Source organism: Roseibium sediminis (genome assembly GCF_008711325.1).
Classification (GTDB): Bacteria; Pseudomonadota; Alphaproteobacteria; order Rhizobiales; family Stappiaceae; genus Roseibium; species Roseibium sediminis.
Window position 1 is genome coordinate 41,305 of record NZ_VXDB01000023.1, and the last position, 20,270, is coordinate 61,574.

Below are 20,270 nucleotides of genomic sequence, written 5' to 3' on the forward strand. Positions count from 1 at the left end.
CCAGAATTGATCCGGGCGCGGCAAGTGCCCGGATCACAGCCGTCCGATACGGTCCAGAAGCAGGGCGTAGAAGCCGTCGGCGTCGATGTCGCGGATGAAGGTGGCGTTTTCGGGTCTGTCCGTGACCTTCCACCAGTCGGCAACTGTCATGCCCATGGTGAGTTCCGACTGCGTTTCGATTTCGACATTGATCTTCTTGCCGGAAAAGAGGTCTGGTTTCAGTAGCCATGCGATGACGCAAGGATCGTGCAGCGGGGCTCCCTGACTGCCGTATTTGTCCATGTCGAACCGCTCGAAGAAGTCGGTCCATTCGGCGACCATGCGTCCAGGTTCCGTTCCCAGATTGCGGAAGGCCTCCACGCGAGACGGGGTTGTCAGTGCCTTGTGAGTGACATCCAGCGGCATGACAGTGAGCGGAACGCCGGACTTGAACACGATATCGGCGGCATGCGGGTCGACATAGATGTTGAACTCGGCCGCGGGCGTGATGTTGCCAACCTCGAAATAGGCGCCGCCCATCATCACGATCTCATGGATTTTCGGGATGATGTCCGGTGCCATGTGCATGGCGGTGCCGATATTGGTCAGCGGGCCCAGTGTGCACAAGGTCACTGTGTTTTCGGGTTCGCGGCGCAGGGTTTTGATGATGAAGTCGACAGCATGCTGCTCCTGCAGAGGCATGACCGGATCGTTCATCACCGGACCATCAAGGCCGGTCTTGCCATGAACGTGTTCTGCCGTCACCAGTTTGCGAAACATGGGGCGCTCACAGCCTGCAAAGACCTTCGTCTGCGGCTTTCCGGCCAGTTCACAAACAATGCGGGCGTTCTTTTGCGTCAGTGGAAGCGGCACGTTTCCTGCCACGGCGCAGATGCCCAAGACGTCGATGTCCTCGGGGCTGGCAAGGGCAAGAAGAATGGCGACGGCATCGTCCTGTCCGGGGTCCGTATCAATGATGATCTTGCGCGGTGCCATGAATTGCCAAGCCTTCATGCAATGGGAGTGGTGACGATAAAGCAGCGGACAGTGAAGCTAGGGGATGGACACAACCCGCACAAGCTTCCCTGCGGTGGATCATGTGAAAAACGTATCGCCCCCAGAAGCTTAGGTGGGGTATCAAAGGTGATCCGAATTTACGCCGATCCTTGAACCTGCAGACCCCGATTGCCCGGTGGATCATTGGGTTTGTGCGCGAAATTTCACTACCAAGCTCTCCCTGTTGTGCTTAGATCGAGTCTCATGTGACCGGGGATGGGATGTATGAAGGCTGAAAAACGACCGGCTCCAACAAAATTCGACACCGTTGGGTGGCGGGAGCTGGTAGCCTTGCCTGAATTGAATATTCGCGCCATGCGCGCCAAGATCGACACAGGTGCGCGAACATCTGCCATTCATGCGGTGGATCAGAAGGTCTTTGAAAAGGACGGCCAGGATTGGGTCCGCTTTCGCGTTCCGGCATCCAAATCGCACAAGTCACTTTATATCGAGGCTCCGATCCATGATCGGCGGGCCATCAAGAACACAAGCGGCATTCCGCAAACACGCATTATCATTGAAGTCCTGATGCTGATCGGTCACCACAAGTGGCATATCGAGCTGTCACTTGCGGACCGGGAAAACATGGGCTTCGATATGATTTTGGGACGTACGGCGATCCGTCGGAGGAAGGTTCTGGTTAATCCGGGACGCTCCTTCCTGATGGGGCCACCCAAATATGTAGATGAGCATTTTGACCTATCGCCAACAACCCATCCCACGGAAGAACGAACCATGGCGCCAGTTCAAACAAGGAAAGACAAGAAGGGAACAGAGCGATGAAAATCGCAATGATGGCGCGAAATCCGAATCTGTATTCTCACCAGCGACTGAAGGAAGCTGCCGAGGCACGGGGACACGAGCTGCAGATCATCAACACGCTGCGGTGCTACATGAACATCGCGTCTCGGCGGCCCGAGATTTTCCATAACGGGGAAAAGCTTACCGGCTTTGATGCGGTCATTCCGCGAATTGGCGCGTCGGTGACCTTTTATGGTCTGGCCGTGTTGCGGCAGTTCGAGATGATGGGCGTCTATCCGCTCAATGAGTCTGTTGCGATTGGCCGTTCCCGCGACAAGCTGCGCTCCATGCAGCTTCTGGCGCGCGATGGAATTGGCCTGCCCGTGACGACCTTTGCCCATGATCCGAAGCAGACCGAAGAGGTTCTGACGACCGCCGGCGGTGCGCCTGTCGTGATCAAGCTGCTGGAAGGCACGCAGGGCATCGGTGTGGTTCTGGCTGATACGGAACGGTCTGCAAAGTCGGTCATCGAGGCGTTCCGCGGCGCGAATGTGAACATCCTCGTGCAGGAATTCATCAAGGAAGCGGGCGGCACCGATATCCGCGCCTTCGTTGTCGGCGGCAAGGTGATTGCAGCCATGCAGCGGACCGGTGCGGAAGGAGAGTTCCGCTCCAACCTGCATCGCGGCGGCAGCGCCAAGACGGTTCGCATCACGCCGGAAGAACGCTCGACAGCCATCCGGGCCGCCAAGACCATGGGTCTGAATGTTTGCGGCGTCGACATGCTTCGATCCAACCACGGTCCCGTGGTGATGGAAGTCAACTCGTCTCCCGGTCTGGAAGGTATCGAGAAGGCGACCGGTATCGATGTTGCCGGAAAAATCATTGAGGTGCTGGAGAAAAACGCACACTCCGGCAAGACGAAAACCAAAGGCAAGGGCTGACCAAAATGGTGGAACGCAAGGCGTTTGCGATTGGTGGCAAACGGGTGCCGGCAGGAACCCGCAGGACTGTCGACATCCCGGTCAGTGTCATGTCCGATCACACGCCGGTGTCCATGTCGGTGCATGTCATTCATGGCCGCAAGGACGGACCGGTGCTGTTCGTCTCGGCTGCTGTCCACGGTGACGAGATTATCGGGGTCGAGATCGCGCGGCGTTTGCTGAAGTCGCCGAACCTCGATGGAATGCGCGGCACGCTGATGGTCATTCCCATCGTCAACGCGTTCGGCTTTCTCAACCAGTCCAGATATCTGCCGGACCGGCGCGATCTGAACCGCTCGTTTCCGGGCAGTTCCCACGGATCGCTCGCGAGCCGTCTGGCCGATATCTTCATGACCGAGATCGTCAAGCGTTCCGATCTGGGGATCGACCTGCATTCCGCGGCCATTCACCGAACGAACCTGCCGCAAATCCGGGTGTCTCCCTCCAAACCGGAAACCCTTGCGCTGGCAGAGGATTTTGGCGCGCCGGTGATCATCACCGCCAAGCTGCGCGACGGCTCCATGCGTCAGTTTGCGCAGGAAGCCGGGGTTGATGTTCTGCTGTTTGAAGGCGGCGAAGCGCTTCGGCTGGATGAAATGGTCGTGCGCTCCGGCGTCACTGGCATCCTGCGCGTGATGAAGACACTGAAGATGGTTCCGGCCAAGGGCATTACAAAGCCTCGGCTCCCGTCTCTGCGGGCCGCCTCCACCAACTGGATACGCTCGCCTGCCGGTGGTTTGCTGCGCCTGTTCAAGTCTGCTGGTGAGGCTGTTCAGGCCAATGACCTTTTGGGTATCGTGTCCGACCCGTTTGGCGAAGTGGAAAGCGAAGTGATTGCGCCGTCTGATGGTCTTATCATCGGCCGCACCAACCTTCCGGTTGTCAATGAAGGCGACGGCCTGTTCCATATTGCGGAAATCCGCAAGACAGAGGATCCGGGCGCAACCGTTGACAAGCTCAGCTCCCAACTTCTCGCCGATCCGATGTTCGACGAGGATGAAATCATCTGAGTTTTGATCGGGGTCACTTGAGGCGGTAGAACCTGCCGTTGTCGAGCCCGAAGAGAAAAGCTGTCCCGCCTGCGGAGCGTTCGACATGGATATCAGTCGCCAGCTCGGCTGGTAACTTGATGCTGGCGATTTCCCGAACCGTGCCGGAGTTTAAGCTGAGTGCCTTCAGTTCCCGCCGCGAGTTTGTTGGCACCAGAAGATCAGCAATGCCATCGCCATTCATGTCTGCAGTAGCTGACAGACCAAGGTTGCGCGAACCGATGGCATGGTTTGAAAAGCCGCGTGCTGACAGTACCTCTCGCAGCGGTCCGCCCGTGAACTCGAAAACGCGCAAGGTGCCGCCGATATGCGGTGTCTCCACATACGCAATCTGCAGGGAGCCGGTGCCCAGATAGTCTGCAATTCCGGCTATGTTGAGCCAACGGTTGGCCCGGCCAATGAAGCCGGTGCTGGCGATTTCGCGCAAGGTGCCGTACCGCACACCATAGAGTGTGACGGAGCCACCACCCCGACTTGAAGAGCGAATGGTGATCACCTCGGTGCGACCGTCTCCATCAAGATCGGCAAGGCGCGGGGTTCGGTCCTCAAAGACCTCGCTTTCGGGCAGGTCCAGAAAATGGACCGTTCCTGCACTGTCTTTGACATTCAGGCGCCCGGCCTCAATCGCATCGCCAATGACGCCGTGGCGATAGCGCGTTGTCGGGGAGCTGTACCAGGTGGCACCAATGTCGCCTTTGGACGCTTTCGCAATATGACCATCCGGCAGGCCGTCCGGGGCCTTGTCTTGCCGCAATTCCTGCGCTGCCCACTTGCTTCGGGTGGTTTCGCTGAGGTCCCAGGAGCTTGCCGAAACAGAGGAACTGGCGGCCAGAAACAGGCTGCCGGCGGCGCAAAGACGTTTCCAGACTTCAGCAAGACGCATGATCACTCCCTGTCCAAAGGCGTTGTCTCCTGTTTCGTAAAGCAGCCCTTGCGCATAAGCCAAGACACGGTTTCGCCGGTTCGGATCAAAGACGAGTGATCAGGTCTCTTTCGTGAGTTTCAGCGCGAGATAGGGTACGACGTTGAAAACGATCACGAGCACCTTGAAGCCTGCTATCCAGTTTGCATAGAGCACACTGAGGTCGCTCTCCGGCATGCTCAAAAGGAAGGAATGCAGGGGCCGCACCAGATCCCCAAGAACAATGAGGAAGACGGCACTGAGGCACAGAAGACCGATATTCAGGACGCTGCACCAGCCCAGAAAGACGGTAAGCCGAGATTTGGTCATGCGATTTCCTTGCTTGGCAAAAATTTCGAATTGCAATTCTTGATTGATATGGATCTGGTTGCAAATCCGGGTTTGCCCTTAGCTTGTGTGCGGCTGTTGGTCTGCCGCATCCCCCGTGGCGGGGAAAAAGTGGGTCAGCCACTGGTTTCACCCGGTTCGGGGCGCTATGTTCTGACCACGTATTTTACCGGACCCAGTCCCTGCGACTGCCCCTTCCACGTTCCCCAGCTAAAGCCAAGGTTACGTCATGAACCAGATGATCCCTCCGAAATTTGGTATTGGTGCGCCTGTCCGCCGCAAGGAGGATGACGCGCTCATCACCGGGAAGGGCATATATACCGGGGACTATCGGCCGGAAGGCTGTCTCACAGGTGTCATGGTTCGTTCTTCCATGGCACATGCGAAGTTTAGCCTCGGCGGACTGGATGACATCCGGGACATGCCGGGCATCCGGATGGTGCTGACCCACGCAGATGTCGCTTCCTTCGGCACCATGCCGACCCTTGCAATGCCGCCGCTGAAAGGCGGCGCTGAATATCGCCTGCCTCCGCAGGAGCTGTTGTGTTCCGATACGGTTCGATATGTCGGCGATGCGATTGCCTTCATCGTGGCCGATGATCTGGCCAGTGCCCGCCTTGCTGCAGAGATGCTCGAAATCGACTACGAGCCGCTGGACGTGGTCGTTGACACTGAAGGGGCCCTTTCTGCCGAGGCGCCGCTTGTCTGGCCGGAATTCGGGACAAACGAGGCCTTTGTCCAGATGCTCGGAGACGAGGCCAAGTGCGCAAGCGCATTCGACAGCGCAGACAAGGTTGTCTCCATCAAGCTCGTAAACAACCGCCTTGTTGCCAACTACATGGAAACGCGTGGCTGCGTGGCCGAGTTTGACGGTGCAAGCGAGCGCTTTACCCTGACCCTTGGCACGCAAGGTGGTCACGGCATGCGTGACATCATTTGCAAGAACATCCTGAAAATCGATCCGGCGCAGCTCCGGGTCGTGACCCCGGAAGTGGGTGGCGGATTCGGCACCAAGGCTTTCTGCTACCGTGAATATCCGCTGAGCATGATCGCTGCGCGGGCGCTGGGCGCACCTGTGCGCTGGGAAGCGGATCGCACGGATCACTTTCTGGTCGACGCCCATGGCCGCGACAATGTCACCACTGCAGAACTGGCGCTCGACAAGGACAGCCGCATTCTCGGGCTCCGCATCCATGTGATTGCGGCAATGGGGGCCTATCTCCATCAGTTTGCGCCTTTCATCCCGTTTGTAGGCATCACCATGTCCACCGGGCTTTACGACATCGAGGCGCTGGATGTGACCGTGACCGGCGTCTATTCCAACACGACGCCGACGGACGCCTATCGCGGGGCGGGACGACCGGAAGCTGCCTATCTGCTTGAGCGGTTGATGGACAAGGCGGGCGAGGAAACCGGGCTGGGTCCGGTTGAAATTCGCCGTCGCAACTTCATCACATCCGAGGCCCTGCCTTACACGACCCAGACCGGGCGCATGTATGACACCGGCGATTTCAATGGCCATCTGACGGAAGCCCTGAAAGCGGCTGCATGGGAGAGTTTCGCGGACCGGCAGGCTGAAAGCCGGTCGCGTGGAAAGCTGCGCGGTATCGGCCTTTGCACCTATGTCGAGGCATGTGCGTTTCCGGGAGGCGAAGAGGCGACGGTTGAACTCAACCAGAACGGAACTGTTACACTGCTGATCGGGACCCAGACCAACGGGCAGGGCCATGCAACGGCCTATGGTCAGGTCATCGCCGAGCAGCTTGGCCTCGACATGAGCGCAATTGAAGTCATTCAGGGCGATACCGACCGAGTGCGCAAGGGCGGCGGCACGGGTGGCTCACGCTCCATTCCAATTGGCCTTCCTTCGGTCAACAATGCCACGAAGTTCCTCGCGGCCAAGATCAAGGAAAAGGCGGCAGACCAGCTTGAAGTTGGCGTGGAGGATCTGGAGCTTGTCGAAGGCAATGTTCGCGTTGTCGGGACCGACCGGCAGGTCTCTCTTGCCGAGGTCGCGGCCAGCGTGGGCGAAAAGCTCTCCGGGCAAGACACGGTCAAGCAGGCCGAGGCGACCTATCCAAACGGCACGCATGTCTGCGAGCTTGAAGTGGATCCCGACACTGGCGACGTGGACCTCCTCAACTACGTCATTGTCGACGATTTTGGCGTGACGGTGAACCCGCTGCTGCTTGAGGGGCAGGTGCAGGGCGGAACCGTGCAGGCGATCAGTCAGGCCCTGTGCGAGCGCACGGTCTATGACGAGGATGGCCAGCTGCTGACGGCATCACTCCTCGACTATCAGCTGATCCGCGCGGCGGACCTGCCAAATATCAGCTTCCAGACCCGCAATGTTCCCTCCACGACAAATGCGCTGGGCATCAAGGGGGCAGGCGAGGCCGGTACTATCGGCGGCTGCGCTGCGGTCATGAACGCGCTTCAGCGGGCCTTGAGCGACGGGGCAGGGGTGGGCGAGATCATCGACATGCCGGCAACGCCTTCCCTCGTTTGGGAGGCCATTCAGGCCGCCAAGGCCTGATGATCGGGCAATCAATTCCGGAAAAGGCGCCAATCGGGCGCCTTTTTTGTTGGGAGCAGTCAAACTATCGTGTTTCAAAAGGCATGGTTCTGCCGCAAACTTACCCATAGATTTCTTCACGTTACCTCGTGATTCCTCCTAAGATTGGAACCGGCCTTGTTTCGCTCCTTCTTTCCGCGCCCGAAACTGTTCTTCCTGTCAGCTGTCCTGTGGTCCCTTGTCGCTGTTCTGCTCTGGTATCTGGGCGGTGCGAGCGATTGGGGTGCGGGCCTGGGCTTTGGAAAGTCGCCGGAAGGTGAAGCGCCGCCAATCGGTCTCGGGTTCTTCGTAACGCCGGAATACCTGTGGTTCTATGTCTATTACGCGGTCTTTACCGGCCTCTTCGGCGGGTTCTGGTGGTTCTATTCCAGAGATCATCGCTGGCAGGTCTGGTCGATCTGGGGTTCGTCCCTGATCATCTTCACAACCTATTTTTCGGTTCAGATATCGGTTGCGATCAACAACTGGCGCAGGCCCTTCGGTGACACGCTGCAAAATGCGCTACAGGGCGACAAGGGCGTCACGGCTGGTGACTTTTACAGCCTGATGCTGACCTTCGCGCAGATCGCGTTTCTGTCGATGATGCTGTTCGTCCTGAACCGGTTCTTCGTCAGCCACTACATCTTCCGCTGGCGCACGGCCATGAACGATTACTACGTCGCCAAGTGGGGCAATGTTCGTCACATCGAAGGTGCGTCGCAGCGTATTCAGGAAGACACGATGCGCTTTGCCTCGATCATGGAAGGGCTGGGCGTCTCGATGATCGATGCGGTCATGACACTGATCGCCTTCCTGCCGGTCCTGTTCGCGTTGTCGGAATATGTGCAGGAGCTGCCGATTGTCGGCGCCATCCCGGCTCCTCTCTTCACTGCCGCTATCTTGTGGTCGATTTTCGGAACGGCGCTTCTTGCGATTGTCGGGATCAAGCTGCCCGGTCTGGAGTTCCACAACCAGCGTGTGGAGGCGGCCTATCGAAAAGAGCTCGTTTATGGCGAGGACCACGAGGATCGGGCCGAGCCGATCAAGCTGGAGGAGCTGTTCGGGAATGTGCGGAGGAACTATTTCCGCCTCTATTTCCACTATCTCTACTTCAATCTGGCGCGCGGCTTCTACCTGCAGGCGGACAACCTCTTCACCTACTTCATTCTGGTTCCCACCATTGTTGCCGGGACCATTACCTACGGTATCGTCCAGCAGATCCTGACCGCCTTCGGGCAGGTGTCGAATTCATTCCAGTACCTTGTCAACTCGTGGTCCACGATTATAGAGTTGATGTCGATCTACAAACGTCTTCAAGGGTTTGAGGCATCTATCGCGGAGCGCGAGCAGAACGCGATGCCGGGTGCCGGGGACCTGGGAGCAACAGAGTAGCAGTCTGCCCGGCTGCTGCGCCTGCCTTCCACTTCTCCATGCTTTGAAAACAATGCCCGGTCATTGTGGCCGGGCTTTTGCCGTTACCGAAAGGATGATCCCGTGCCGCCCACGGCCGAGAAACCGGATTTGAATGCCGCACCGGCCGGGGGCGGACTGACCAGCCAGGCCCCACTTGTTGGAATTGCGCTGAAGGTCATTTCGACGGTGGCGTTTTTCGTGATGGTGACGCTTCTGAAGATGATTGCCGACACTGTGCCGATCGGCCAGGTGGTGTTTGCCCGAAACTTCTTCGGCATGTTCCCAGTCTTGATTATGGTTGCCTTTCGCGGGGAGCTGGCACAGGCGTTTTCAACGACACGGGTGTCAGGACATATCGGGCGTGCCATGGTGGGCACAACGGCGATGGTCTGCTCGTTCCTGTCCTATCAGTTCCTGCCTCTTGCCGATGCGACAGCCATTGGCTTCGCCACCCCGCTGATGGTGGTCGTTCTTGCCTTCTTCCTGCTTGGGGAGCCGGTAAGGTTCTACCGCTGGAGCGCCGTTCTGGTCGGTTTTGCGGGCATCCTTGTCATCCTGTCACCGCATCTTGGCGAGGCACCCTCGCAAGATAGCGAGACGCTCGGGGCCTTCTTTGGAGCAATGGGAGCGTTGTTTGCCGGCCTTGCGATGATTTTCGTGAGAAAGCTGTGTGAGACAGAGCGCACCTCGACGATCGTGACCTGGTTTGCCGCCTCCGCCTCGGTGTTTTCCCTATTCACCATTCCGCTCGGATTTTTCCTGCCAGATCAGATGTGGATCTTGCCGGACTGGTATACTGCGGGATTGCTGATCGCCGTTGGTCTGTCGGGCGGGGTGGGGCAGATCCTTCTGACCCAGAGCTATCGCTATGCTGATGCGTCCACCATCGCGCCGTTCGACTATATCAACATGCTGTGGGCGATTGCGGTCGGTTGGCTGATTTTCTCCGATACCCCGTCAATCGAGGTTCTTGCCGGATCGGGGATCGTCATTGCAGCGGGCATTTTCGTGATTTTCCGCGAACACCGGCTCGGGATCGATCGGACCCGAAACCGGCGCGCATCCACACCGTCCAAATCATGACAGCGACGTTCAGAACGCCTTGAAGGTGATGATCGTCTTGGTGTCCTGAATGCCGTCGACCGGGTGGACCTTTTCGTTCACGAAGTGACCGATGTCGGAATCGCTCTCGACATAGAACTTTACCAGAAGGTCATAGTCGCCGCTGGTAGAATAGATCTCGGATGCGATCTCTGCGTCGGCAATGGCGTTGGCAACCTGATAGGTCTTGCCGAGCTGGCATTTGATCATGACGAAAAAGGGAACCATGGCGCCTGTCCTGATGTGCTGAAAAATCTCGTGCAAAGGACATGGCTTATCTCCGGCGGACAGTCAATTCCCGCTGCAGTGTGTACGTTTGGTTGAAAGCGGTTCACAACCCTTGAAATGGGGCATGCTGGTTGCTAGCTCTCGGCACGACAACTGATTGAAGATCCGATCTTGAGTGACGTGGAGCTGAACATGACCGCCATAGCCGTAACGATTGCCGGATCCGATTCTGGTGGTGGGGCCGGGATTCAGGCCGATCTGAAAGCGTTTTCCGCGCGCGGCGTCTATGGTGCCAGTGTCCTGACCGCGCTGACCGCGCAAAACACGCTGGGCGTGACGGCCATTCACGATGTTCCGGAAGATTTCGTGCGCGCCCAGATGGATGCGGTCTATTCCGATCTGGCGGTAAACGCGACCAAGATCGGGATGCTGTCCGTTCCCGCCACCATCAAGGCCGTTTCCGCTGGCCTGAAAGCGCATGCGACCGGCCCGGTGGTTCTTGATCCCGTCATGGTGGCGGCCTCGGGAGATCCATTGCTGGTATCGGAAGCCGTTTCAACGCTGGTGGAAGAGCTGTTCCCGCTTGCCGATGTGATCACCCCGAACCTGCACGAGGCTGCGCATATTCTTGGTACGGATGCCGCAGATAGCGAAGACGCAATGCGGGATCAAGCGCACAGGTTGATCGAAATGGGCGCGCGGGCGGTTCTGTTGAAGGGGGGGCATGGGTCCGGCGCGGAATGTGCGGACTTGCTGCTTTCGGCCAGTGGAGAGCGTTGGTTCCGGGCTCCCCGCCATGAGACGACAAACACCCACGGCACCGGTTGCACGCTGTCTTCAACCATAGCTGCCGAACTCGCCAAGGGTTCGCCACTGGAGACTGCTGTCGAGGTGGCCAAGAGCTATATCACCGATGCAATTGCCGCGGCCGATACTCTTGATATTGGCAAAGGTCATGGCCCGGTCCATCATTTTCACGCCTTTTGGCGCTGATCTGAACGGAGAACGCGCCGACAGGACCACATTTCCGATAGCCATTACAAACAGAGGTAGTGGACTTATGTGGCAATATTGCCACTCGGATTTTGAAAAATGAATTTTCTTCAGCTGGATTGAGTTTGCCTAAAAATTAGGCAATCGCTTTACCCGCAGGGAAACCTTGTCGGGAATCATCGGAATCCGGCTGATTTGCTGGCTATGTGGTTCCCCTTATGCCGGTTACGGGAAGGTTTCGGCTGCAAATCGCCATGTTTCGTGAATTTCCGGGCGCACCCATGCGCCATGTTTTCGGTTGATTTGACGCAGCAGCTTGGAAATTATGAGCCAAATTTTGGTCGAATCCCTGCATCCGGGGGTGGAATGCGGGAACTGGGAGGGCTTTATGGTTCGGTTCAACAAGAACAAGGTATTGCTTGCGTCGACAGCTGTGGCAGCTGTGATGGTGGCAAATACTGCATTTGCGGGTGGTTTTGCGCTGCGTGAGCAGAGCTCCTACTATCAGGGCATGTCATTTGCAGGTAACGCAACGAGCGGACCTTCGATTTCATCCATGTTCTGGAACCCGGCAGCCATCACCGGCGCGAAGCAGGGGCTAACTTCAGAAGCTCATAACTCCTTTATTATTCCGCGGGCTGACGTTACCGGCACCAATACGGTTGGAGCTACTGCGCTGCCGTTTGATATCGGTGATATCGGATCGGATGCCTGGATCGGGGCAAGCTACGCGGCTTATAACCTGAATGACAAATTCTATTTCGGTCTGGGTATTAACGCACCTTACGGACTGTCGACAAAGTCAGATCAATTCAACTGGTCTGGTGCCGGATATAACCGGTCCTCGCGGATTTTCTCCATCAACGTGAACCCGGTCGTGGGCTACAAGCTGAACGACATGGTGTCTTTCGCATTTGGTGCGCAGATCCAATACCTTGACATGCGGTTGAATAACTCCGTCGCGGCTCCGGCATTGGGCGCTGCCGCTCGAACCAATCAGGAACTTGAAGGCGACGACATCGGTTTCGGTATTACTGCCGGTGTTACCGTCAAGCCATTTCAAGGCACAGAAATTGGTGTTGGATTTCGCTCTGGCGTAGCGCACACGATAGAAGGAAAGTTGAACATTGGTTCGACAATTTCCCGTTCCATCGAAACGAGTTTTGTGACTCCGGAAGTTGTTACGATTTCCGCAAAGCAGAACATCACTGACGACATCCGAGTTCTGGGTACATTCGAGTGGACCAACTGGAGCCGACTCGGCACCCCCCAAATCATCAATCAGGCAAATGGGGCTACTGTCGCTCCGTTCCCGCTGAACTACGAGGATGGCTATTTTCTGGCGCTCGGGGGTGAATACGACTGGAACCAGCATCTGACCCTCAGGGCGGGTGTAGCGTATGAGTGGTCACCGATCGACACTGATATCCGTTCGGCCCGTTTGCCGGACAACGACCGCTTCTGGCTTAGTGGCGGTTTGTCCTATAACTTCAATGACAAGCTGGCGTTTGATCTTGGCTACACCCACATCTTTACCCAGGATACGGACATCAAAATTGTCCCGGGACATCAGGACTACAGCGCGACCAAAGGTAGCTTGATTGGTAAGGCAGACGCTGCCGTGGACATTTTCTCCGCATCCATGCGTTACACATTCTGATCGTTCATCAGGTAAAAAGATCACGGCCCGCATTTGCGGGCCGTTTTTGTTTGTGCAGATTGTTAGTGTCAGGATCAGGGAATAGCCCGGTCAAAAGGCTGCCGGGTAGAGACCGCCGTCGAGCAGGATGTTCTGGCCGGTGATGTAACCGGCATGGACCGAGCACAGGAACGCGCAGGTTTGGCCGAATTCTTCCGGGGTGCCGAAGCGCCCTGCGGGGATTTCTGCAGCAGATGCGGCTTTCACCGCATTCAGAGTTTGACCTGTTGCTGCGGCCGTCCGCTCAAAGCCGCCCTTCAGACGGTCCGTGTCGAATTTGCCGGGCAGGATGTTGTTGATCGTGACCCCATGCGGGGCGACCTGTCGGCAAACGCCGGCGAGGAAGGCCGTCAGGCCTGCGCGCGCTCCGCTGGAAAGATCAAGCCCCTCGAGTGGCATTTTGACGGACATGGACGTGATATTCACGATCCGGCCAAAGCCACGCTCCGTCATGCCGGGAAGGACAGCCTTGGCAAGCTCCACGGGCGTCACGAAGTTCTGGATCACGCCCGCCAGGATCGCCTCCCGATCAAGTTCCGTATAGTCCTTGCGCGGCGGGCCGCCGTTGTTGTTCACCAGAATATCCGGCTGGGGACAGGCAGCCAGAAGAGCCTTTTGACCTTCGCCAGTCGAGACATCGGCAACCACGTGGTTCACCGCCACGCCATATTTTCCGGAAATGTATTCACCGACAGCCTTGAGGGTTTCAGCATCCCTTCCGTTAAGGGTGATATCACAGCCTGCTTCTGCAAGCGCTTCGGCGCAGCCGCGCCCTAGTCCGCGACTTGATGCGCAAACAAGTGCCGTTTTTCCTGCCAGACCCAGATCCATTCGTTCATCCCTTTTCAGGCTGCTTCCAAGTGCACGGATCGTATCGGCTGGATCTGTTTTGTCACTGTCCTTCTTGTCGAAGTCAGTTCGGTAGGGGGAAGGAAAAGGGGCCCATCGTGGTGTCATGGGCACAGGTCCTGTCATATGGATGCAATCTGAATCGGTCAGAAGGTGCTCCAGACCTCTATTGGAGACAGGCACATGTCAGGCCAGACTGCACATCGCCAGTACAGGGCGTTGTTTCTATCCGATATTCACCTTGGCACGCGCGGTTGTCAGGCCGACCTGTTGCTCGACTTCCTCAAATACAATGATGCGGAAACCGTTTATTTGGTCGGGGACATCGTAGATGGCTGGCGCCTCAAGAAATCCTGGTACTGGCCGCAAGAACACAATGATGTGGTGCAGAAAATCCTGCGCAAGGGGCGCAAGGGCAGCCGCATTGTCTATGTTCCGGGCAATCACGATGAATTCCTGCGAAATTTCCTTGGAACGCATTTCGGCGGGATCGAAGTCGTCGACAGTATCATTCACGAGACGGCAGACGGGCGGCGTTACCTGATCATTCATGGCGATCAGTTTGATGTGGTCATGCGCCACGCCAAGTGGCTCGCCTTCTTTGGCGACAAGGCCTACGGCTTTGCTTTGGGCGTGAATACATGGGTCAATGCCGCGCGCCGCCGACTTGGCTTTTCCTACTGGTCATTGTCCGCCTGGGCCAAGCTGAAGGTCAAGAATGCGGTCAACTTCATTGGTCGCTTTGAAGATGTTCTCGCCGAAGAGGCCCGACGCCAGGGTGCAGACGGTGTCGTGTGCGGCCATATCCATCATGCTGCAGATCAGGATATGAATGGCATTCACTATATAAACACCGGAGACTGGGTCGAAAGTTGTACGGCGGTAGCCGAACATCACGACGGAACATTCGAGGTGATCAAATGGCAGCAGATGCAACAGGAGCAGTATCTTCCGGATCGGCAAGAGGTGCCTCAGGCAGCCGCATGAGCTCGATCCTGATCGTTACCGATGCCTGGCGACCCCAGATCAATGGTGTGGTGCGATCTCTGGAGCGCACCGCTGAAGAACTGGTGTCCATGGGGTTGCGGGTGGAATTTCTCACCCCGCAGCTGTTTCGGACCCTTCCGTGTCCGACCTATCCTGAAATTCGCCTGTCGCTGACGACGCCCGGCCGGGTAGAGCGCCTGATGACGGAATTTGCCTGCGACCATCTTCACATAGCAACGGAAGGGCCGCTTGGGTTGATGGCGGCCCGGATCGCCGTGAGGAAAAAGCAGCCGTTCACCACCAGCTATCACACGAGATTTCCCGAATATCTCGCTGCCCGACTTCCCGTGCCGCTTTCGTGGTCCTATGCATGGTTGCGGCGGTTTCACAACTCCGGCAATGGCTGCATGGTCGCCACGCAGTCGCTGGAAAATGATCTCAAGGCTCGCGGTTTCAAGAACCTCATGCGCTGGACGCGCGGGGTGGATGAGACCGTGTTCCATCCTGCCGAATCGTCGGTGCTTGATCCGGCCATCGTGCGTCCCGTCTTCATGAATGTCGGGCGCGTTGCAGTCGAGAAGAACATCCGGGCCTTTCTGGAACTCGATTTGCCGGGAACCAAGGTTGTTGTCGGAGAGGGCCCGCAGCTGGAAGCGCTCAAGCGCGAGTTTCCTGATGTTGTCTTCACCGGCTCGAAGGTCGGGGATGACCTTGCTCGCCACTATGCCTCTGCCGATGTCTTCGTCTTTCCTTCCCTGACGGATACGTTTGGCAATGTCCTGCTCGAGGCTCTGGCCTGCGGCGTGCCGGTGGCCGCCTATCCGGTCATGGGGCCGCTTGATGTCATAGGTGATACCGGTGCGGGGGTGTTGTCCGACGATCTGCAGGCAGCCGCTCTTGGGGCGCTGGAAATATCGCGGGAGCATTGTCGGAAGGTCGCGCTTGGCTTTTCCTGGTCGGCCTGTGCGAAGCAGTTCCTCGAAAATGCAGAGGTTGCGCGCGCGCAGATGAGCGCCGGCTGACCTTGAAGGTGGAACCTGTCGGCGGGTGCTTTTCAACCCGCATGTCTTTGGCTAGTCTCGGCTTCCCTCCTGCCGGTTGATCCAACCGGGTCTCACCGTTCTTTTGCAAGGCCAGTTTCGTGACGAATCAAACAACTTCTGCTGCCGCTGTTCAGCTCGCAGACATTCAGGCTGCCGCCAAGCGAATCGAAGGAATGGCCGTTCGAACGCCCTTGTTGCGCTCGGCGGTTCTTGATGATCTGACCGGTGGCACGGTTCTGTTGAAGCCGGAAAACCTGCAGCGGACCGGTTCGTTCAAGTTTCGCGGTGCCTTCAATACATTGAGCCAGATCCCCGAAGCGGATCGGCCAAAGGGTGTCGTTGCCTGTTCCTCCGGCAACCACGCCCAGGGCGTTGCCGAAAGTGCCCGCCTGCTGGGGATGCCCGCAACCATCGTGATGCCTGAGGATGCTCCGGTCATCAAGCTGGAGCGGACACGCGCGATGGGCGCGCGGGTGGTGACCTACAAACGCGGTGTAGAGGATCGGGATCAGATCGCGCTTGGCATTCGGGAAGAGACGGATGCCCGCTTCGTCCACCCCTATAATGACCCGGCTGTTGTTGCCGGACAGGGGACCATCGGTCTGGAAATTGCCGAACAAGCCAAAGCCATGGGGCTGGTTCCTGATGTCGCTGTTGCCTGTACCGGTGGCGGCGGGCTTTCCAGCGGTGTTGCACTGGCGCTGTCCGGGATGGTCCCGGGAATCGAGTTCCGGACATCCGAACCTGAAGGGTTTGACGACTTCAGTCGCTCCCTGGTCAGTGGACGCATTGAAAGCAATGAATCAGCCTCTGGCTCTGTTTGCGATGCGATCCTGACCGGGGAACCTGGAACGCTTGCCTTTTCCATCCTGAAGGAAATTGCCGGAGCCGGCCTTGTCGTTTCGGATCGTGAAGCGCTCGACGCGGTCGCCTTTGCGTTTCGGGAACTGAAGCTAGTGCTTGAGCCCGGTGGGGCGGTTGCGCTTGCGGCCATACTGTCAGGAAAGCTGGATATTCGTGGACGTATCGCAGCTGTTGTCCTTACGGGAGGAAATGTCGATCCGCAGATGTTGCAGAGGGCGTTGGCGTAGTCGTGCACGTTGTTTGTAGATGATTTGCCCGTGATCGTCTTTTGTTTTGCGTGTCATGTATTAATTGTAGGTATTTGCCCTTATCTTGAATATTCAATCTGAATCATGAAATTATTTTATTCATCTTCGTAATTTGTATTTTGTCTCTATTTCAATGTTTTGCATTTTTTTGAAATTCTTCGGATCTAATTCGTTGAATTGATGTTTTCTATTATAAATTGGTAAGAATTCGGTTGGTATGAAGGCTTTGTCTTTTTTGACATTCTAGCATGTTATTATGAGAGTCATCATGGAGCAGAGCAGCCTCGAAGGGCGCCGCCGATTTTTCAACATCACCGCCGAAGACCACGACACAGCTCGAAACATCTGGCCGTTTCTCGAAACGGTCCTGCCTGAGATTCTGGACGGGTTTTATGCTCAGGTCGGCAAACTGCCGCATCTGAAGGCTCTTGTCGGGACTCAGGCTTCTCGCCTTGTCGCCGCGCAGACGGCGCACTGGCGCTCCCTGTTTCAAGGTGGAATAACCGATGCCTATTTCGAGGCGGCTCGAAAAATCGGTTTGGCACATGTGCGGGTTGGTCTTGATCCCACATGGTACATTGGTGGCTACAGCTACATCATGACGGAGCTGAACCGGCATGTGCTGAAAAGGCACCGGTTCTCGGTGAAAAAGGCCACTCGGGTCATGGAAACCGTAACGAAATTCGCCATGCTCGACATGGATATCGCCGTCTCCACCTATCATGAGGAAGCTGTTGCTCGCATACAGGGCAAGGAAGAGCGACTGAAGACGGCGATTTCCGAGTTCGATCAGGTGATGGCAGGGGCTGTTGGCGAGCTGGAACAAGCCTCACACCTTCTGGAGACGACGTCCAGCGACCTGACAAATGCGTCCGGCACCATGACCAAACGCATGTCGGATATGGATGTGGCATCGGACACAACGTCAACCGGTGTTCAGTCCTGTGCAGCGGCGACCGAGGAAATGGCCATGTCCATCGAGGAGATCGGACGTCAGGCCAGCCAGTCCAGCAGCATCGCTCAACAGGCAGCTACAAATGCGCAGGCCGCAAATGGCTCGATTCTGGAATTGGCGCAGATTGCCGAACAGGTTGGATCGGTCATCGGTTTGATCTCCGACATTGCCGAGCAGACCAATCTGCTGGCTCTCAATGCCACGATCGAGGCCGCAAGGGCAGGCGACATGGGACGTGGCTTTGCAGTGGTTGCCGCCGAGGTGAAGGAACTGGCCAGCCAGACCACGCGTGCCACGGAAGAGATTACCGACAAGATTGCGGGCATCCAGTCGGCCACTCGCCGATCCGTTTCGGATATCGAGGCCATCACATCCACGATCGGGCAGGTCGCAGAAATTGCGACAAGCATTGCCTCGGCAGTTGAAGAGCAGTCTGCGGCGACGGCGCAGATATCGAGCAACGTCCAGCAGGTTGCCAGCGGGGCGCAGGAGTTCTCCGAGGCAATCGGCACGACGCGTCAGGTTGTCGATCAGACAGAGCAGAGCGCGCACCGGATTCAGGACATGTCCGGAGGACTACGGCAACAGGCCGAGCGGCTTGGCGTTGAAAGCAGAGCCTTCTTTGCCAGGGTTTCCCAACTGTAAACTTCAAGACGGGCCGGGGAGGTAATCTCGGCCCGTAATTCCTTAACGTTAATTTTGTGTTTTTTCTGGCTGCTATCCTTGGTTTTGGCTGAATTGTGGGGTTTTGGGTCAATTCCCGTCCCTCTACTGGGGGCTACGTAGATCCATACGTAGACCGTGCGAATATCAAATTTGGGTCTCCTGGGTAACTTTACGGTAACGACTGATGCAATTTGCGAGTTGTGCTCGAAAGGGAGATGTCTCGATGACAGCCAAGATTCAAAAGGCAGATGCTGCTGCCGCCAATGCAGGCGGAGATGCAAAGGCCGAGAAATTCGACAAGACGCTGAAGGGTACCGCTGGTGCAGATAACCAGAAGGGAACCGCAGGCAACGACGTGATCAAAGGCGGCGCCGGTAACGACAAGCAAGTCGGTGGTGCAGGTAACGACCTGATCAAGGGCGGCGCAGGCAACGACCTCCAGAAGGGCGGCGCTGGCGACGATAAACTCGTTGGTGGCAAGGGTAACGACACCCAGCTCGGCGGAACTGGCAACGACGTCATCAAGGGCGGTGCTGGTAACGACAAGCAGGCTGGTGGCGCAGGCAACGACAAGCTCGTTGGCGGCAAGGGCAACGACATTCAGCTTGGCGGTGCAGGCAACGACCTGATCAAGGGTGGCGCTGGCAATGACAAGCAGGCTGGTGGCGCTGGCAACGACGTCCTAAAGGGCGGCGCAGGCAACGACATCCAGAAGGGCGGCGCTGGCAACGACCTGATCAAGGGCGGCACGGGCAACGACGTTCAGTATGGTGGCACCGGCTCCGACAAGCTCGTCGGTGGCAAGGGCAACGATGTCCAGTTCGGCGGCAAGGGCAATGATGTCCTGCTGGGCGGCAAGGGCAACGACATTCAGTTTGGCGGTGCAGGCAACGACTTTATCAAGGGCGGTGCAGGCGACGACATCATCAAGGGCGGCGCTGGCAACGACACCATCCGTGGTGGCGCAGGCAACGACGTGGCCCTGTATGATGGCTACCGCGCCGACTACAACATCCGCACCGAGAACGACACGACCTATGTCACGCACATTGCTTCCGGCAATGTTGACAACCTCAAGGGTGTCGAGCAGCTGGCCTTTACCGACCGGACCGTGAACATCGCCAATGGCGGTGCAAACAACGGCGGCGGCAATAACGGCGGTGGCTGGAACAACGGCGGTGGCTGGAATAACGGCGGCGGCAACAATGGCGGTGGCTGGAACAACGGTGGCTGGAACAACGGTGGCTGGAACAACGGCGGTTGGAACAACGGCGGCGGCAATAATGGCGGTGGCTGGAACAACGGCGGTTGGAACAACGGCGGCGGCAACAATGGCGGTGGCTGGAACAACGGCGGTTGGAATAACGGCGGCGGCAACAATGGCGGTGGTTGGAACAACGGCGGCGGCAACAATGGCGGTGGTTGGAACAACGGCGGCGGTAACAACGGCGGCGGTTGGAACAACGGTGGCTGGAACAACGGTGGCGGAAACTGGGGCGGCGGCAAGCCGAAGCCGCTGGATCCGATCAAGGTTGAAAACGGCCGTATCTGGGGTGACCCGCACTTCGTTGGCGCCGATGGCGGTACCTATGACATTCAGGGCGAAGCCGGCA

At 57.4% G+C, this 20,270-nt stretch carries 18 protein-coding genes; 13 read left to right on the top strand and 5 right to left on the bottom strand.

Going from position 1 to position 20,270, the window contains the following annotated elements:
* Positions 1–33 precede the first annotated feature (33 nt).
* On the bottom strand, positions 34–975 hold the full coding sequence (locus tag F0155_RS18995; protein WP_150526139.1) for a nucleoside hydrolase: 942 nt from the start codon (positions 973–975) through the stop codon (positions 34–36).
* A gap of 285 nt (positions 976–1,260) precedes the next feature.
* On the opposite strand from F0155_RS18995, the gene F0155_RS19000 reads away from it, so the two are divergent.
* The 3 genes from F0155_RS19000 to F0155_RS19010 are packed head-to-tail and all read left to right on the top strand — an operon-like array spanning position 1,261 to position 3,769.
* On the top strand, positions 1,261–1,818 hold the full coding sequence (locus F0155_RS19000; protein ID WP_150526140.1) for an ATP-dependent zinc protease family protein: 558 nt from the start codon (positions 1,261–1,263) through the stop codon (positions 1,816–1,818).
* Positions 1,815–2,720 (top strand): 30S ribosomal protein S6--L-glutamate ligase, encoded by a 906-nt coding sequence (gene rimK / locus F0155_RS19005; protein WP_150526141.1) that lies wholly within the window; start codon positions 1,815–1,817, stop codon positions 2,718–2,720. The genes F0155_RS19000 and rimK overlap by 4 nt, the downstream gene beginning before the upstream one ends.
* Positions 2,721–2,725: 5 nt before the next feature.
* On the top strand, positions 2,726–3,769 hold the full coding sequence (locus tag F0155_RS19010; RefSeq protein ID WP_150526142.1) for a succinylglutamate desuccinylase/aspartoacylase family protein: 1,044 nt from the start codon (positions 2,726–2,728) through the stop codon (positions 3,767–3,769).
* A gap of 13 nt (positions 3,770–3,782) precedes the next feature.
* On the opposite strand, the gene F0155_RS19015 is transcribed toward F0155_RS19010, so the two are convergent.
* Together F0155_RS19015 and F0155_RS19020 are read right to left on the bottom strand one after the other, a co-directional pair.
* Positions 3,783–4,691, bottom strand: a complete 909-nt coding sequence (locus tag F0155_RS19015) for a hypothetical protein (protein ID WP_150526143.1) — start codon at positions 4,689–4,691, stop codon at positions 3,783–3,785.
* Positions 4,692–4,790: 99 nt separating this feature from the next.
* Positions 4,791–5,039: a DUF6868 family protein gene (locus F0155_RS19020; RefSeq protein WP_150526144.1), complete on the bottom strand. Its 249-nt coding sequence runs from the start codon at positions 5,037–5,039 to the stop codon at positions 4,791–4,793.
* A 247-nt stretch (positions 5,040–5,286) separates the two neighbouring features.
* Here F0155_RS19020 and F0155_RS19025 point away from each other — a divergent pair, with 247 nt between their 5' ends.
* The 3 genes from F0155_RS19025 (at position 5,287) to F0155_RS19035 (ending at position 10,107) form a co-directional block, all read left to right on the top strand.
* Positions 5,287–7,593 carry a xanthine dehydrogenase family protein molybdopterin-binding subunit gene (locus F0155_RS19025; protein ID WP_150526145.1) on the top strand — a complete coding sequence of 769 codons (2,307 nt, stop codon included), beginning with the start codon at positions 5,287–5,289 and terminating at the stop codon, positions 7,591–7,593.
* Positions 7,594–7,749: 156 nt separating this feature from the next.
* Complete coding sequence (sbmA, locus tag F0155_RS19030; RefSeq protein WP_150526146.1) at positions 7,750–9,003, top strand: peptide antibiotic transporter SbmA; 1,254 nt, start codon at positions 7,750–7,752, stop codon at positions 9,001–9,003.
* Positions 9,004–9,105: 102 nt separating this feature from the next.
* Positions 9,106–10,107, top strand: coding sequence for a DMT family transporter (locus F0155_RS19035; protein ID WP_244303549.1), 1,002 nt, complete (start codon positions 9,106–9,108; stop codon positions 10,105–10,107).
* 9 nt (positions 10,108–10,116) lie between these two features.
* Here F0155_RS19035 and F0155_RS19040 read toward each other — a convergent pair whose 3' ends face one another.
* Positions 10,117–10,353 carry an Lrp/AsnC ligand binding domain-containing protein gene (locus F0155_RS19040; RefSeq protein WP_150526147.1) on the bottom strand — a complete coding sequence of 79 codons (237 nt, stop codon included), beginning with the start codon at positions 10,351–10,353 and terminating at the stop codon, positions 10,117–10,119.
* A gap of 192 nt (positions 10,354–10,545) precedes the next feature.
* On the opposite strand from F0155_RS19040, the gene thiD reads away from it, so the two are divergent.
* Positions 10,546–11,346 (top strand): bifunctional hydroxymethylpyrimidine kinase/phosphomethylpyrimidine kinase, encoded by an 801-nt coding sequence (gene thiD / locus F0155_RS19045; protein WP_150526148.1) that lies wholly within the window; start codon positions 10,546–10,548, stop codon positions 11,344–11,346.
* Between the two features lie 388 nt (positions 11,347–11,734).
* Positions 11,735–13,006, top strand: a complete 1,272-nt coding sequence (locus F0155_RS19050) for an OmpP1/FadL family transporter (RefSeq protein WP_150526149.1) — start codon at positions 11,735–11,737, stop codon at positions 13,004–13,006.
* Positions 13,007–13,096: 90 nt separating this feature from the next.
* Here F0155_RS19050 and F0155_RS19055 read toward each other — a convergent pair whose 3' ends face one another.
* Positions 13,097–13,876, bottom strand: coding sequence for an SDR family oxidoreductase (locus F0155_RS19055; protein ID WP_150526155.1), 780 nt, complete (start codon positions 13,874–13,876; stop codon positions 13,097–13,099).
* Between the two features lie 201 nt (positions 13,877–14,077).
* Here F0155_RS19055 and F0155_RS19060 point away from each other — a divergent pair, with 201 nt between their 5' ends.
* The 5 genes from F0155_RS19060 to F0155_RS19080 form a co-directional block, all read left to right on the top strand.
* Complete coding sequence (locus F0155_RS19060) at positions 14,078–14,881, top strand: UDP-2,3-diacylglucosamine diphosphatase (protein WP_150526150.1); 804 nt, start codon at positions 14,078–14,080, stop codon at positions 14,879–14,881.
* Positions 14,878–15,903 carry a glycosyltransferase family 4 protein gene (locus F0155_RS19065; RefSeq protein WP_150526156.1) on the top strand — a complete coding sequence of 342 codons (1,026 nt, stop codon included), beginning with the start codon at positions 14,878–14,880 and terminating at the stop codon, positions 15,901–15,903. Before F0155_RS19060 ends, F0155_RS19065 begins: the two co-directional genes overlap by 4 nt.
* Before the next feature lie 119 nt (positions 15,904–16,022).
* The gene (locus tag F0155_RS19070; protein WP_425299986.1) at positions 16,023–17,015 is read left to right on the top strand and encodes a threonine ammonia-lyase; all 993 of its coding nucleotides are present in this window, start codon (positions 16,023–16,025) and stop codon (positions 17,013–17,015) included.
* A 289-nt stretch (positions 17,016–17,304) separates the two neighbouring features.
* On the top strand, positions 17,305–18,636 hold the full coding sequence (locus F0155_RS19075; RefSeq protein WP_208999369.1) for a globin-coupled sensor protein: 1,332 nt from the start codon (positions 17,305–17,307) through the stop codon (positions 18,634–18,636).
* A gap of 244 nt (positions 18,637–18,880) precedes the next feature.
* On the top strand, positions 18,881–20,270 hold a 1,390-nt coding region (locus F0155_RS19080), incomplete at its 3' end, for a calcium-binding protein (protein WP_161599842.1).

Excerpts from the sequence above, each read along its gene's own strand:
- thiD (WP_150526148.1), top strand. The coding sequence starts at position 10,546 with ATGACCGCCATAGCCGTAACGATTGCCGGATCCGATTCTGGTGGTGGG.
- F0155_RS19015 (WP_150526143.1), bottom strand. The coding sequence starts at position 4,691 with ATGCGTCTTGCTGAAGTCTGGAAACGTCTTTGCGCCGCCGGCAGCCTG.
- F0155_RS19075 (WP_208999369.1), top strand. The coding sequence starts at position 17,305 with ATGGAGCAGAGCAGCCTCGAAGGGCGCCGCCGATTTTTCAACATCACC.
- F0155_RS19025 (WP_150526145.1), top strand. The coding sequence starts at position 5,287 with ATGAACCAGATGATCCCTCCGAAATTTGGTATTGGTGCGCCTGTCCGC.
- F0155_RS18995 (WP_150526139.1), bottom strand. The coding sequence starts at position 975 with ATGGCACCGCGCAAGATCATCATTGATACGGACCCCGGACAGGACGAT.
- F0155_RS19050 (WP_150526149.1), top strand. The coding sequence starts at position 11,735 with ATGGTTCGGTTCAACAAGAACAAGGTATTGCTTGCGTCGACAGCTGTG.
- rimK (WP_150526141.1), top strand. The coding sequence starts at position 1,815 with ATGAAAATCGCAATGATGGCGCGAAATCCGAATCTGTATTCTCACCAG.
- F0155_RS19010 (WP_150526142.1), top strand. The coding sequence starts at position 2,726 with ATGGTGGAACGCAAGGCGTTTGCGATTGGTGGCAAACGGGTGCCGGCA.
- F0155_RS19055 (WP_150526155.1), bottom strand. The coding sequence starts at position 13,876 with ATGGATCTGGGTCTGGCAGGAAAAACGGCACTTGTTTGCGCATCAAGT.
- F0155_RS19065 (WP_150526156.1), top strand. The coding sequence starts at position 14,878 with ATGAGCTCGATCCTGATCGTTACCGATGCCTGGCGACCCCAGATCAAT.
- F0155_RS19060 (WP_150526150.1), top strand. The coding sequence starts at position 14,078 with ATGTCAGGCCAGACTGCACATCGCCAGTACAGGGCGTTGTTTCTATCC.
- F0155_RS19020 (WP_150526144.1), bottom strand. The coding sequence starts at position 5,039 with ATGACCAAATCTCGGCTTACCGTCTTTCTGGGCTGGTGCAGCGTCCTG.
- F0155_RS19040 (WP_150526147.1), bottom strand. The coding sequence starts at position 10,353 with ATGGTTCCCTTTTTCGTCATGATCAAATGCCAGCTCGGCAAGACCTAT.
- F0155_RS19000 (WP_150526140.1), top strand. The coding sequence starts at position 1,261 with ATGAAGGCTGAAAAACGACCGGCTCCAACAAAATTCGACACCGTTGGG.